The 12914-nt window shown below is 59.9% G+C and carries 13 protein-coding genes; 9 read left to right on the top strand and 4 right to left on the bottom strand.

The window, feature by feature from the left end:
• Window positions 1–340: 340 nt before the first annotated feature.
• From ASF08_RS07505 to ASF08_RS07490, 4 genes are read left to right on the top strand one after another with little or no spacing between them, the layout of a single operon-like run.
• A complete protein-coding gene (locus ASF08_RS07505; RefSeq protein ID WP_156629496.1) occupies window positions 341–817 on the top strand; it encodes a MarR family winged helix-turn-helix transcriptional regulator in 477 nt (158 codons plus the stop codon).
• Window positions 814–2856, top strand: a complete 2043-nt coding sequence (locus ASF08_RS07500; RefSeq protein WP_056143305.1) for an FUSC family protein — start codon at window positions 814–816, stop codon at window positions 2854–2856. The genes ASF08_RS07505 and ASF08_RS07500 overlap by 4 nt, the downstream gene beginning before the upstream one ends.
• On the top strand, window positions 2853–3062 hold the full coding sequence (locus tag ASF08_RS07495; RefSeq protein ID WP_056143302.1) for a DUF1656 domain-containing protein: 210 nt from the start codon (window positions 2853–2855) through the stop codon (window positions 3060–3062). The genes ASF08_RS07500 and ASF08_RS07495 overlap by 4 nt, the downstream gene beginning before the upstream one ends.
• Window positions 3063–3114: 52 nt before the next feature.
• Window positions 3115–4056, top strand: a complete 942-nt coding sequence (locus ASF08_RS07490; RefSeq protein WP_056143300.1) for an efflux RND transporter periplasmic adaptor subunit — start codon at window positions 3115–3117, stop codon at window positions 4054–4056.
• A gap of 340 nt (window positions 4057–4396) precedes the next feature.
• On the opposite strand, the gene ASF08_RS07485 is transcribed toward ASF08_RS07490, so the two are convergent.
• The 3 genes from ASF08_RS07485 to ASF08_RS07475 form a co-directional block, all read right to left on the bottom strand.
• Complete coding sequence (locus ASF08_RS07485; RefSeq protein ID WP_056143297.1) at window positions 4397–4879, bottom strand: hypothetical protein; 483 nt, start codon at window positions 4877–4879, stop codon at window positions 4397–4399.
• A gap of 439 nt (window positions 4880–5318) precedes the next feature.
• The gene (locus ASF08_RS07480) at window positions 5319–6269 is read right to left on the bottom strand and encodes a PDR/VanB family oxidoreductase (protein WP_056143294.1); all 951 of its coding nucleotides are present in this window, start codon (window positions 6267–6269) and stop codon (window positions 5319–5321) included.
• 10 nt (window positions 6270–6279) lie between these two features.
• Window positions 6280–6771, bottom strand: a complete 492-nt coding sequence (locus tag ASF08_RS07475; RefSeq protein WP_056143292.1) for an MOSC domain-containing protein — start codon at window positions 6769–6771, stop codon at window positions 6280–6282.
• 245 nt (window positions 6772–7016) lie between these two features.
• On the opposite strand from ASF08_RS07475, the gene ASF08_RS07470 reads away from it, so the two are divergent.
• The 5 genes from ASF08_RS07470 to ASF08_RS07450 all read left to right on the top strand — a co-directional run bounded on the left by ASF08_RS07470 (window position 7017) and on the right by ASF08_RS07450 (window position 11026).
• A complete protein-coding gene (locus ASF08_RS07470) occupies window positions 7017–8369 on the top strand; it encodes an MFS transporter (protein WP_056143289.1) in 1353 nt (450 codons plus the stop codon).
• Window positions 8366–8974 (top strand): 2-hydroxychromene-2-carboxylate isomerase, encoded by a 609-nt coding sequence (locus tag ASF08_RS07465; protein WP_056143287.1) that lies wholly within the window; start codon window positions 8366–8368, stop codon window positions 8972–8974. Before ASF08_RS07470 ends, ASF08_RS07465 begins: the two co-directional genes overlap by 4 nt.
• Window positions 8975–9045: 71 nt before the next feature.
• On the top strand, window positions 9046–9621 hold the full coding sequence (locus ASF08_RS07460) for a helix-turn-helix domain-containing protein (protein WP_056143285.1): 576 nt from the start codon (window positions 9046–9048) through the stop codon (window positions 9619–9621).
• A gap of 268 nt (window positions 9622–9889) precedes the next feature.
• Window positions 9890–10090 carry a hypothetical protein gene (locus ASF08_RS07455; RefSeq protein ID WP_056143283.1) on the top strand — a complete coding sequence of 67 codons (201 nt, stop codon included), beginning with the start codon at window positions 9890–9892 and terminating at the stop codon, window positions 10088–10090.
• Window positions 10091–10612: 522 nt separating this feature from the next.
• Window positions 10613–11026 carry a helix-turn-helix domain-containing protein gene (locus ASF08_RS07450; protein ID WP_082473110.1) on the top strand — a complete coding sequence of 138 codons (414 nt, stop codon included), beginning with the start codon at window positions 10613–10615 and terminating at the stop codon, window positions 11024–11026.
• 338 nt (window positions 11027–11364) lie between these two features.
• Here ASF08_RS07450 and ASF08_RS07440 read toward each other — a convergent pair whose 3' ends face one another.
• Window positions 11365–12861, bottom strand: coding sequence for a DUF2235 domain-containing protein (locus ASF08_RS07440; RefSeq protein WP_244474476.1), 1497 nt, complete (start codon window positions 12859–12861; stop codon window positions 11365–11367).
• Between the last annotated feature and the right edge of the window lie 53 nt (window positions 12862–12914).

Below are 12914 nucleotides of genomic sequence, written 5' to 3'. Positions count from 1 at the left end.
CGGCAGTGCTGCAGGTCATAATTTTTCCGACCGAGTAGAGAGCCTTTGCGCCGTTCACCTGCTCCATTATTATGGTGTGAGAGAGGATAACGAACGTCGAGTCGGGCCCCACCGAGTGGAGCGTTTCGGTCTCGCATCGGTGACCAGTTCCAGCTGCCTCCTAGCGATCTTAGCGGTGGTCATCTCCGGCTCCATCTTGGCGCCCCCCCGTTAAGTGACATGCCCCAGACGCATGGCACGACTGCGATAAGGATTGCAACCTAATCGATAGGAGAGCAACTATATGGACGCGAGCTCTCCTGACGCGGGCCGAGCGTACCTAGGCAGCGAGACGAACTGTATGCCCAAGAAGCTGGATCACTTGCGGCAGGCCTACACCCACACCCTGCTGCTAGCCGGTCGCCAATGGCGACGCATTGCCAACCCGGTCGCCGAAGCCCACGGCCTCTCGGAGGCGACTGCACTTCCCTTGATTTTGATCCATCGCCAAGACGCTCACCCACGGCAGCATGTGCTGGCCGAGGCGTTGGGCATCGAGGGTCCGTCGCTGGTGCGGTTACTGGACCAACTCGAAGCAGGAGGCTTGATCCTCCGTATGGAAGACCCGACGGACCGCCGTGCCAAGGTACTCAGCTTAACCCCCGAGGGGAAGCGGATCGTGGTGCTGATGGAGGCCGCGTTCACAAAGCTGCGTGCAGAAGTGCTCGCTGATATCGACACCACCGACCTTGAAGCCGCCCTACGGGTATTTCAGGCACTTCAGCTGCATTTTAGAGGCGTGTCAGACGGCGCGGCTTCTAGGGAGGCCACCGAGTGACCGCTCCCGACTGGCGTGACTGGGTCTTCGCGATCAAGACCTTCATGGCGGCGATGCTCGCCCTGTATCTTGCGATGTGGATCGACCTGCCTCGTCCCTACTGGGCGCTGGGGACGGTCTACATTACCAGTCAGGTTCTGGCAGGGGCGACGCGCTCCAAGGCCCTCTACCGGGTGCTGGGCACGCTGTTGGGTGCCGTGGTGAGCGTGATCCTAGTTCCCAATCTCGCGAACGCACCAGAACTCCTTACCATCGCCATCGCGCTCTGGGTCAGCATCTGCCTTTATTTTTCTTTGCTTGACCGGACGCCCAGAAGCTACCTGATGATGCTTGGCGGCTACACTGCGGCGCTGATCGGATTCCCGGCCGTAGCCGACCCGGGAGCGATGTTCGACACCGCGGTAGCGCGCGCCGAAGAGATCATGCTCGGTATCCTCTGCGCCGGACTGGTGTCCACCATTGTGCTGCCTCAGTCAGTCGCTCCTATGGTCATGGTGCGTCTGGACCTCTGGCTTTGCGACGCCCGCGGCTGGGTCGCGGAAGTGCTTAATCGGACCGGCACTTCGAAGGACACGCAGGCGAGGCGCCTCAGGCTAGCGTCTGACGCCTTGGCCTTTGACGCCCTTGCGACGCCCCTGCGCTACGACATGACCGGTGCCGAGCGCTCTGTCGGCTCAATGGCGACCTTGCGGCAGCACATGCTGATGTTCTTGCCCATCGTCTCAGCCATTTCCGACCGGATCGAGACCCTCGAACGCCTAGGGGCGCTTACCCCACGCGTGCGTACGCTTCTCGACGCCATGGCGGCGTCGCTCGTCTCCGGCACCACCGAGGTAGTGCCTGCGGATCACCTGCGCGCTGCCATCGACGCCATCGACCCGGCCCTGTCCGATCGCCCGTCCTGGCCAGACCTGGTGCTGGCGAGCCTCGCCGCACGGCTTCGCGACTTCATCGACCTGCGCCAGGACACGCGGCTATTGCAGCGGCACATCGCCGACGGCACGCCCGTCACCGAGAATTTCGCCTTCCGCTACACGGCCAAGGCCCGCGCGATCAGGCACCGCGACCACGGCATGGCCGTGCTGTCCGCCGGCGGGGCCTTCCTCTCAGTCGTGCTCAGTTGCGCGATATGGATCGCGACGGGTTGGCCTGACGGGTCAGGTGCCCCGATGATGGCCGCCGTCGCATGTTGCTTCTTCGCTGCCCAGGACGACCCGGCACCCTTCATCGTCAGCTTTGCCAACTCGGCCATCCTCGGCGGCATTGGGGCCGGCATCTACCTTTTCGCCGTCCTCCCGCTCGCGACGAACTTTGAGATGCTCTCGCTGGCGTTGGCGCCGGGACTGACCCTATGCGGGGTCCTCATGACCCAGCCGCGGACTGCTCCAGTCGCGATGGGCACGGCGGTCAACGGCTCGGCCATGATCGCGCTTCAGGGCAGCTACACCGGCGACTTCGCCGCCTTCGCCAACTCCTCAGTGGCGGTTGTCGCCGGGATGTGGATCGCAGCTGTCGTGACCCGCCTTGTACGTTCGGTCGGCGCGGATTGGACCGCACGGCGGCTACGCGTCGTGAATCGTCGCAGCCTAGCCGACGCCGCCGAGCGTCGCGGTGCTGAGAACGGCCTCGAGCTCGCGGCACTCATGCTTGATCGGGTGGGCCTTATCGCACCCCGGCTCGCCGCGCTGCCAACTGGTGACGCGGAATGGACCGTCGACCTCGTCGCGGAGGTCCGGGTCGGGATCAACGTTGTCGAGTTGCGACGCGACCGACGCCAGCTAGCGCCAGAAGCACGGAAGGCTGTTGAGCGCCTCCTCGCTGGCCTTTCGGCGTACTTCCGCTGCCGGGCGTTGCGGCCGCCGCTCGGCCTTCTGGGGACGGTCGACGCTGCCTTGGACGCCGTAGGGGAGGATCTGCATCACCCGTCCCATCCCGCGGCGCTCATGGGTCTCGTCGGAATACGGCGCGGTCTCTTTCCGGATGCACGGCCCTATCGGCCCAGATCCACCGCGACAATGCAAACAGGGGCCGCGGCATGAAGGGCGAACTCGACGTTTATGGCGTCTTTTTACCAAGCCTTGCGGCTTGGATGCTGCTGGCCTTCCTCCTCAGTCTCGCCTTGCGGCGCGTGCTGGGCCGGATCGGCTTTTACCGGCTGGTCTGGCACCGCCCCCTCTTCGACCTCGCACTCTACGTTGTACTCCTTGGCTGCGTCGTCTCTGCGATGCTGCCAATCATCTCTTGAGCGCACGACGTCCATCTGCGCCACTTCCGCTCCTAATCAACTGGCCCATCCCATGAAACGATTTCTCGTCTCATCCGCGCGCTTCGCCATCACCCTAGTGACAGTGGCAATCGCCGTCGTCGTTAGCCTCGCTTTGTGGGATTACTACATGGAGGCACCCTGGACTCGGGATGGGCGCGTGCGCGCCGACGTCGTCGACGTGACCCCTGACGTGTCGGGCCTTGTGACGGAGGTCCTCGTCAAGGACAACCAGATGGTCAAGCGTGGCGACGTGCTGTTCCGGATCGACCCCGAGCGGTTCACGCTCGCCCTCCGCCAGGCCGAGGCGATGGTTGAAGGAAAGAAGGCTAGCGCCGAGCAGGCGGCGACCGACTATGTCCGGTATTCTAAACTCAGCGATGCTGCCGCCTCTCAGCAGAGGGTCGAGTTAGCACGGGCAACCGACTTATCCGCCAAGGCCTCCTACGATCAGGCCACAGCCGACCGAGACCTGGCCAAACTCAACTTGAGCAGGTCCGAGGTTAGGGCATCGGTTAACGGTCGCATTACCAATATGGAGCTCCGTCCGGGCGCTTACGTGACCACCGGCAAGGGCGTGATGGCGCTGGTCGACAACGATACCCTTCGGGTCGAGGGCTACTTCGAGGAGACGAAGCTTCCGCGCATCCACGTGGGCGACAAGGCACGCATCCACCTGATGGGCGACGGGGGCGTGATCACCGGACATGTCGAGAGCTTCGCTGGCGGCATCGAGGACCGGGAGCGTACCGCCGGGGCTAACCTGCTCGCGAACGTGAACCCAACCTTCGCCTGGGTGCGGCTTGCGCAGCGTATCCCAGTGCGGATTAATCTGGAGGAGGTTCCCGATCAAACCAGGCTGGTCTCCGGCCGGACCGCCACGGTAGCCATCGATGCGGATGGAAAGGCTCCGCGCTTCGATCTGATAGGAGCCCTACGCAAGGCTACCTTCTTCACGCCACGCTTAGTCGAATGAGTGTCCCAAGTCAGTTCACGTCGAACGCCTTGAGCTTGCGGCCAACCCGGACCGCCAGGCGTGCATGAACCCGTCGTCAGGACGAGCATCCGGCTCTTTCGGTAGCCGTCGCGACCATACTTCCTAGCCAACGCCATGAGATCAACCGTCAGCACCTCTTCGATGCCGCGCCAGCCGGGCAACAGGTCGGTTGAACCGCCAACGAGCAGACGTTCCGAAAGTCCGAAGAAGGTTCAGAAACAGCCCCGGCAGTGGGTGCAAAATGTCAGATTTCCATTCACTATTAAGGGGGCAGACACGGAAAAAGGTCATTCCGTAGCGTTATGGGCTTTGGTTTCAATCAGCGGTACAGGCCCTCGGCCTGGAGGCGGTTGAGCAGCACGCGGGCTTGCTCCTGAGCCTCAACGACCTCCGCTTTGTCCTCGAAGCCATGGTTACACATCGGCCGCAGCTTCCGCGTGGCCTTATCCATCGCCGATCCCTCCCATAGGATCAGCACTTCGCGGTCGGTAAGGTCCGCGAGGAAGCACCAGTGTATCAGCACGAGGCTGAGCGCCGGGCGATCATAGAAATCGGTAATCGTCTGCCGCCTGAGCCGATCCAAGCGACGGATAAGTGCCTGTCCCTTGCTCGGTGTCAGGTCTGCGAAAGGTTCAAGATAGGCCACCTGCAGGTTTCTACGGAGTTCGCTGACATCGCCCTCGGCTTTCTCGGCCAATTCCGGGGCGGCCGGAATGAACACACCCGGTGCCAATGTAAGTGTGTAAAGGAGGTAGGCAGGGATCGCGAGTTCGATCCTTTGGCGGTCGGTGAGGACGGGCATTAGGGCCTCTCGCGTGCTCGGACGCCACTGAGTTGATATGTGCAAAGTGGGCGCAATGGAGGGCCTGCAGTACGGGACCGAGGGAGTAAGTATCAGCGCAGCTACGCGCCGTCAGGATGCCTAGGTAAAGCGATGGCTCAAGCATCGATGTGTTACCATACGACCGCATCACGGTAGCACATTGGTCCGAGTGGACAGCCTCACAGCGGCGACAAGTTTCGGCTCTTCCCTAGTGAGATGGGCGGCGATCATCTCCGCCGCTTTTGGAGCGCACCCGGTCAAATTACATGTTCCAAACGCATGGCGCGACTGCTGAGAAGTTTGCAACCCAATCGATAGATAGCATCTATAATGGATACGCGGTCTCATGACGCGGGTCGAGCGTACCTTGGCAGCAAGAAGGACTGCGTCCCTAGGAAGCTCGATCCCCTGCGGGACTTCAAAGGTCGAGCAACAAGGTGCCCGTTGCTCGAGAAACACACGGAATAAAGCGTGTCTTGCGTGCCTGTGGGGACAAAACGACGTCGCGATGGATGGGTTCGCCCTTTGAGTAGCCGCACTGACAGCTGCCGCAGGTTCCGATCTCGCATGACGAGGCCATGAGGATGCCGTTGTCCCGCAGTACGTCCAAGGCTGACTTGTCCGCCGGGACCCGCAACGTCAACCCTTTCGAGGGAATCTCGATCTCGAAGGGCTGCGGAGTGAAGCCTTCATCCACGAGGGGCTGGAAAGCCTCGAAGTGAAGTGCGTTCTCTGGCCAAGCTTGCGTCGCTTCTCGCACACCTTCCATGAAGCGACGGGGTCCGCAGCAGTACAGCTGGGTATCCCCCTCGCGCTCGTCCAGCAATGATCGAAGATCAATTTGTGTGTCCGCTTCGTCGCTGAAGTGATATTGCACCTGCCTCGGGCCGATCGTTGCCGCAATCTCCTCAAGGAGTGGTGCGACCGAACGGCTGCGGGCGAAGTAATGAAGTACATACGGCCGCTTGGTACCATTTAGATGATGGGCCATCGACAAAATGGGAGTGATGCCGATCCCCGCAGCGATGAGGAGTCCGCGTGGTGTCGCCTCATCCATGACGAAGTGGTTGCGGGGCGCCGACACGGGTATCTTCGCGCCGACGACGAGACCGTCGTGAATCCAGGCCGAACCACCCCGGCCTCCGCGCTCAAGCTTGACTGCGATACGGTAGGCTGAGGCGTCGGCAGGATCGCCGCAAAGCGAGTACTGACGCCTACGCCCGTCAGGCAGATGAACATCGACATGCGCACCGGCCGTGAACGGCGGAAGGCTCGGCCGAAGTGGGTGCCGGAACGTGATCACCCGGACGTTGCCACGGTCCTCCCGGACCGAAGCGACTTCAAGTTTCATGATGAGCCGCGGCTGCATGTCCTATCCCTCAATCGTCAAGCGGGACAATTTTGTCGCCCGGCCGGATGGTGCCGCCGACTTCAATCGAACAATTTAGCCCGGAGCGGTTTAAGAGACCCTGGAATAGGTCCGGCATATCGAGCAGCTCTTCGATGTACTTGCAGGGAAAGTTCATCCGCCCGGCATGCAGCACAACCTCTCCGACGCGGAAGCGTCGGCCGACGAGGTGGCCCAGAGGAACGCCGCGCGTGGTCAGGTTGCGGCGATGATCCATGGGGGCGAGCTGAAGTTTGACGCCTGGGAGCTTCGGCTCGCCAATCGCAAGCGCCTCCAAAACTTCGACCTCAATGAGCGTGACCTCACGGACGTCCGGTTTCGCGGAGTAGGTTCCGGTCCCGAGATAGTAGCGGTCACCGACAATCCCCTTGCCGGGCACCAGCCTTGCCTCGTTCATCTCCTCCATCTCGTAGGAGGCCGATGGAGCGATGTGGATGTGAAGCAGTTCGCCTGACCAAGCCATACCAGCGCCTCGTATCGCACGTATCACCAGTGCACAATGGGAAACATGTTGCCCACTTTACTCACATCATTTCATTCGTCAAACATCAAGCTCGTTTAAGGACAAAATTTTTGCATTGCGGGATAAAATAGGGCACAGCGGCTCATTAATCAGCTTGAGACCCAGTAGACACCACATAGCACTTTGGGCAACATGTTTCCTAGAGTCGCGATCATGCTCGACTCTGCATAAGAGGAGGGGCAGGCATGTCAGCATCCACAACCACCTTACCAGCCATCCCGGATGGCGGGGGTTCGACATCAAAGAAATGGGTCGCTGCCGCAACGGTGATCGGCACCACCATCGAATGGTACGATTTCTTCATCTTCGGAACCGCCTCAGCGCTGGTGTTCAACAAGCTCTTCTTCCCGAGCTTCGACCCCTTCACCGGGACGCTTGCCTCATTCGGGACATTCGCTGTCGGCCTCTTCGCCCGGCCCTTCGGCGGACTGATCTTCGGGCATTTCGGTGACCGTATCGGCCGCAAGAGTATGCTTCTCCTCAGCCTCTTCCTGATGGGCGTGCCAACGGTCTTGATCGGGCTACTGCCCACCTACGACACCCTCGGGATCTGGGCGGCCATCCTTCTGATCCTGCTGCGCATCCTGCAGGGCGTCGCCGTCGGCGGGGAGTGGGGTGGTGCGGTCCTCATGGCCGTCGAGCATGCCGGAGACAGGGAGCGGTCGCTGTTCGGTAGCCTGCCGCAGATCGGCACACCGGCCGGACTGATCTGCGCCACCCTCGCGTTTTCCTATGCCAGCAGCCTCTCGGAGGACGATTTTCTTACCTGGGGATGGCGCGTCCCATTCTTGATCAGCATCGTGCTTATCGCCCTGGGGGTCTTCGTACGCGCTAAGGTTTCCGAAAGCCCTGCCTTCCTGGAAGCGAAGGCCGAGGGGCACACCGTCGAAATGCCAGGCGTGGAGATCTTCGCGAAGCACAAGCGCTCCCTCTTCCTCGCCGTTGGGGCGAAGCTGGCCGAAGTCACGCTGTTTTATCTCGTTACGGTCTTCATACTTCAGTACGCGACGACCAAGCTCGGCATACCCCGAAGCGAGGTGCTCAATAGCATCCTCATGGCCGCTGGGCTCGGGCTCTTCACGATTCCGCTGTTCGGATACCTGGGAGACCGGTTCGGGCTGCGTCTCGTTTATGGGATCGGCGCGATCCTTCTGGCGCTCGCCGCGGTCCCATTGTTCTGGATTTTGGATACCGGCGACACATCCATGATCCGTTTTGGAATCATCGTATGTCTCGGCGGGATCTACCCGATGATGTACGGCCCGCAGCCAGCGCTCTACTCGTCCCAGTTCCCCGCCAGCATCCGCTACAGTGGCATCTCCCTTTGCGTCCAGGGCGCGGCAGCCATTGGAGGCGGCTTGGCGCCGATCATCGCGACCTCTCTGCTATCCGCCACCGAAGGGACAACCGCTGTGGGGCTGTACCTGGGCGCGCTTGGCCTGCTCGCAGCTACATGCTGCGGGCTGCTCCGCTCTCCCGCGACTGATGAGATATCGTCACGGCAATCTATCAGTAAAAGCGAGAGGATCTCCTTATGAACGAAGACAATACGATCCGTTACTACTTCTGGACGATGTCAGATTGGGCTTATCTCGGCCACCGCCGGCTTGTTGAAATGGCCGAGCGTCACGGAGTGACCATTGACTATCGGCCTATCGACCTTCCTGCGGTTTATGCCCAGACAGGCGGCATGCTGCTCAATCAGCGATCCCGCCAGCGCCAGAATTATCGAATGGCGGAGTTGCGCCGATGGAAGGCGCGCCTTGACGACCCAATTACGATCGAGCCGCGGCACTTCCCGACAAGTTACGACCTGTCGTCCCAGATACTCATCGCGGCAAAGCTCTCCGGGTTACCCTTGGCGGAGTTCAGCTTCGATATCCTGCGTGCGATCTGGGTCGAGGAACGTGATATTGGGGACGCTGCGACCCTGAGGGACATCGCGGCGCGGCATGTTTCCGATGTTGATGCCCTCTTCGCTGCGGCAGGCAGTCCCGAGGTGGTAGCGGAGTACGCTCGATACACCAGAGAGGCTCCTGACGACGGAGTCTTCGGATCCCCATCCTATGTTTTCAACGCTGAGCCATTTTGGGGACAGGACCGATTGGACTTCCTGGAGGAAGCCGTTGCGGCCAGACGTTGAGGCTCAAGGGTTTCGGCGCTGGATCTGTGCACCGGGTGGTGGCAGATGAAGGATCCGAGCTGAGAACCGAGATGCTTGATCACCTTCCAGAAAAATTCGAACCCGCAGGCCTGCAGCTTCTGGCTCGAGAGATCCGGGCTGCGCGCCTGCAATTAGGCTGGACGCTGGACGAGCTTTCGGTCGCAGCTGGCCTCAACAAAGGTTATCTGTCCAAGGTCGAGCGCGGTCTTAAGGCACCTTCGCTGGGCACCGTTCTGAACCTAGCCCGGGTGCTCAAGGTTCCAGTCGGGAGACTGTTCGGCGAGGCTGTGGACGACACCGCGATCCAAGTCTCCCGGGCAGACCGTAGGCAGATCCGCGATGCTGATCCCGATGGCGGCTACCGTCTTGAGGCCCTGACAGCCGGTGGCGGCGGGATAGAAGGCTTCATCATGATTCCTCGACTTGATTTCACGTCGGACTTCCGCACGGAGCACGATGGAGAGGAGATCCTCTACGTTCTGAATGGAACCGTTGAGGTTCGTTTCGTCGACCGGATTGTGACCTTAAACCAAGCAGATGCGATCCGCTTTCCAGGACGCCTCCAGCATCAGGTAAGGCGCACGAGCCAAAGCGCCTCGGTCCTTATTGCTGTGAGCCGTAGCTAGGTGTGGTAATTATAAATGGTGTTCGCCCAAGTACGGAGAGAGGCTGAAGCTGCGAAGCCAATTGACCTCGTCCCCTGAAACGCCCTCGATCTTAAGCATGTGTGGCCTTTATACTGCCGTTTCAGCACCGCAGCCAAACATCACGTTTGGGGGTAGCGTCTCAGTTTGAAGTTTGATCCCGAGCGATTGAGCACGGCACTCTCGCTTTAAATCTCTCGCGCGATCTCTCCCAGTGGGAGACTTTTGGCGCCACGTAAGGAAGCAGTTAATGAAAAATCAGGATGCGATAGACTCTTTGGCTCTCCAACATCAACGGCTGACTACAATGCTCCGGGATTTGGACGGTGGGATCTGGTGGTCATCCAACGCAGCAGCCGATCTCAATGCCGATAAGATCAAAGCTCAAGCAGATCTGATCGGTTTGGCTTTGGACGAACTAAGCCGCCTCATCAAACAGATCGGCGTGTAGTCAGAGGGGCGGCGCGGGGGACCACAATAAAAGGCATTGATGCCTGTTATCTTGTGGACAAGCCTAGCCATTTTCAAGCGATAACCCCAGGTGTCGCCGTCGAATTGGCAGCGGAACGGTACTTTTTTATATCACCCGCCCCCCGAATTACCCACGTTTACGGGTCGAGAAGACTGATGAGTTCAATTAAAACTCGTTCTCCTTCGAAGAATACACTGTCGCCTCCTTTCTAATAGGGCCTGTTGTCGCCTGAACCGATTGGTTACGCTTGGTCTTCGTCTCACAAGTTAAAGGAGGGACAACGTAGAGCGACGCGCAATGGTCTGAACTGGAGCCCCTCAGTGCACGAATCGCTTCCAAAAGATCAGCCGGAATCCGCACGCCTTGATGCAGCGTGATTTCCTTCGTCTCCTCATGACCGTTAGGGGGATTGTTGTGTGCAATGTTATACCGAAGAGGGAGTAAGAGTATGACCTATGCCATCGAGAAGATGAAGCGCCATAGTCGCGTCTGGAGGTCAGCATGAACACGAAGAGAACGACGGATTTGGACCGTACAATCGGCGCGCGGATCGCCCTGCTTCGGAGGGTTAAGGGGCTATCGCAGACGGCAGTTGGCAATGCGATCGGCGTGACGTTTCAGCAGCAACAAAAGTACGAGAAGGGGGCTAACCGGATCCCGCCCTCTCGTATGCAGGCCATGGCTGAACTGCTGGAGGTCAGTGTCTCGGAATTATACGGGGAGCATACATCCGAAGGGGGGAGCGAGATGCTGGGCTTCTTGAAGGTCTCCGGGGCGGCGGAAGTCGTCCAGATTTATGGCTCGGTGAGCCCTGAGATTCGTAAGGGCATGTTGTCGGCTCTCCGCGCGATCGCGTCAGTCGCCAAAATCGCCGAAACGGCACGCGCCAATGCCGCTTCGGGAAGCGGGGCTTAGAGAGGTGAACGGCAATCACCGCAAGAGCGGAGGCGTGATCCATATTGAACCGGAGCCTACCGTAAGAGCCGCGCGCGCCGACACCGGCAAGCGGTACGATGTATTCGTCACCACGCTGGAGCATCGGGCGGCGAAGGGTCTCAAGCTTCGGCACGAGATGCCGAAGGATGGTCTCAGTCTGAGACGGTCCGACGAGAGGTCGTAGACTGCGAAGGGATAGCGCGGTCAATAGTAAAATAACGCTTCCAATCAGCCCTCCAAAAACTAGGGCAATCTAGGGGCGTGAAGCCAAAGCTCGGCCGATTAAACTGGACAACGGCAGGCAGACGCTGTTCACATCAAATATCATTGGCTGGAGGGTAGAGGTGATGCGCCTGGATGTGTGTCTGCAGAGCTTTGGGCCGGTAGGGTTCAGTTACGTCGTAGCGCAGCACCGCCCCAAGTTGTAGACGCTCGAGCACTGTCGGATGCAGCGGTGCGTTCCGAGGAATCGTCCGCATCAGCGGCTTCCAGCCCAGTTCCTTGCGTTCCCATATCCGCGACGCGGTCAGTAGGCGAACGAACCAGCTTGGCCAGCCTGCAACAGTGTTCTTGCGCTCGTCGTGCTGAGGGCCATCCGCTGCCGGCCACAAGTGCAACACTGAGGTGTCCACAATCAGCGGCTCCGGCAGCCTCTGCGCCTCCTCGATCATCCATTGGAGGGCGATGTCGGACAACCTTGCTTCGTTCTCTGGGTAACTGCCGCCAACGTCGGAATGCACCCCAGCGAACCACACCTGCTTGAGCTGGGTGTAGCCGTCCTTCTCGGTGGTGGTGACGATCTCCGGTGCGGCCTTTGACCCCGTGGTCCATGCAACCTTGTCGAAATCTTCCCGGTTTTCGTCGATAGCGAGCGCATGTCGGGCATGCTGGACGTTCGGGTTGAGGGAGGTGTCGTAGAACTCCATCCGCCAGCCGGTGACGTGCAGGGTCTTGTACCAGGAAACTTTGCTTTTCGTCGTGAACTTTACATAGGTCACAAGGTACGAGATCAGCCCAACCACCAACGCCGCGGCAAAAATCCATCCGAAGGTATGCCAAAAGAAGGTCGCTTCGAAGGAGGCGCCAAACCAGCTCAGTACCAGATCAGTGCTGAGTGCGAGCACGCCGAGCAGCACGATGATGCCTGTGATCAAGCCAAGTGCGCGCAGAGTCGTTAATCCGAGCGCCGCTACGGTGTCCCACACCCCAATGAAATATGGATAGGCGTTCGACAGATCAGGGTCGGTCGGCGCGCCCGAGGCGTGGTCCTCCCGGAATCGGGCTGCCAACTGCATGCGTACGTCTTTGAGCGGATCGCCCTTCTTCGAGGCGCCGAACTGGTAGACGTGTTTGATGGCCTGGGTCGCAATCGCGTTTGCGGAGGATGGATCCCGGCGAAGCGGCCTTCCCGGTCCAGCCTGGGTTGGTACGCCACACAGGGCAAGGGCAGCTCCGACACACCGCACAGTGTAAGCCCCGCGGCTGAAGCCGATGAGATAAATGCGATCGCCCGGCTCCCACACGCGCAGGATCGCCGCATAACAGTCGATGATGTTCTGGGTGATCCCGAGGCCAGTCGCCGAGCTAAGGATGTTGTAAATTCGCCGCCACCAGCCGATTTTGATGTTGCTGCCGGCTGCCTTGGAGCCCAAGCCGACATCGTAGAATGCCACCTGCTCCGCCGGATTGATCGAGGTGTCTGGGCAAACTCGTACGGCGCGGAACAACTTGTACACGTTGCTGCGGTTCTCATCGGGAAGTAGGCCGCCACTCTGACCGGTCCCATCTGAGAAGATCACGATGTTCTTGCCCACGGCATACTCCATTAATTGAATTATATTAAAATACTTTAATCAAAATTCAAATC

The organism is Methylobacterium sp. Leaf85 (assembly GCF_001422125.1).
Lineage (GTDB): Bacteria > Pseudomonadota > Alphaproteobacteria > Rhizobiales > Beijerinckiaceae > Methylobacterium > Methylobacterium bullatum.
This window is presented reverse-complemented; position numbering and strand designations above follow the sequence as displayed.

Coding starts and splice junctions, on each gene's coding strand:
- ASF08_RS07505 (WP_156629496.1), top strand. CDS start 341: ATGCCCAAGAAGCTGGATCACTTGCGGCAGGCCTACACCCACACCCTG.
- ASF08_RS07495 (WP_056143302.1), top strand. CDS start 2,853: ATGAAGGGCGAACTCGACGTTTATGGCGTCTTTTTACCAAGCCTTGCG.
- ASF08_RS07490 (WP_056143300.1), top strand. CDS start 3,115: ATGAAACGATTTCTCGTCTCATCCGCGCGCTTCGCCATCACCCTAGTG.
- ASF08_RS07485 (WP_056143297.1), bottom strand. CDS start 4,879: ATGCCCGTCCTCACCGACCGCCAAAGGATCGAACTCGCGATCCCTGCC.
- ASF08_RS07480 (WP_056143294.1), bottom strand. CDS start 6,269: ATGCAGCCGCGGCTCATCATGAAACTTGAAGTCGCTTCGGTCCGGGAG.
- ASF08_RS07475 (WP_056143292.1), bottom strand. CDS start 6,771: ATGGCTTGGTCAGGCGAACTGCTTCACATCCACATCGCTCCATCGGCC.
- ASF08_RS07470 (WP_056143289.1), top strand. CDS start 7,017: ATGTCAGCATCCACAACCACCTTACCAGCCATCCCGGATGGCGGGGGT.
- ASF08_RS07465 (WP_056143287.1), top strand. CDS start 8,366: ATGAACGAAGACAATACGATCCGTTACTACTTCTGGACGATGTCAGAT.
- ASF08_RS07460 (WP_056143285.1), top strand. CDS start 9,046: ATGCTTGATCACCTTCCAGAAAAATTCGAACCCGCAGGCCTGCAGCTT.
- ASF08_RS07455 (WP_056143283.1), top strand. CDS start 9,890: ATGAAAAATCAGGATGCGATAGACTCTTTGGCTCTCCAACATCAACGG.
- ASF08_RS07450 (WP_082473110.1), top strand. CDS start 10,613: ATGAACACGAAGAGAACGACGGATTTGGACCGTACAATCGGCGCGCGG.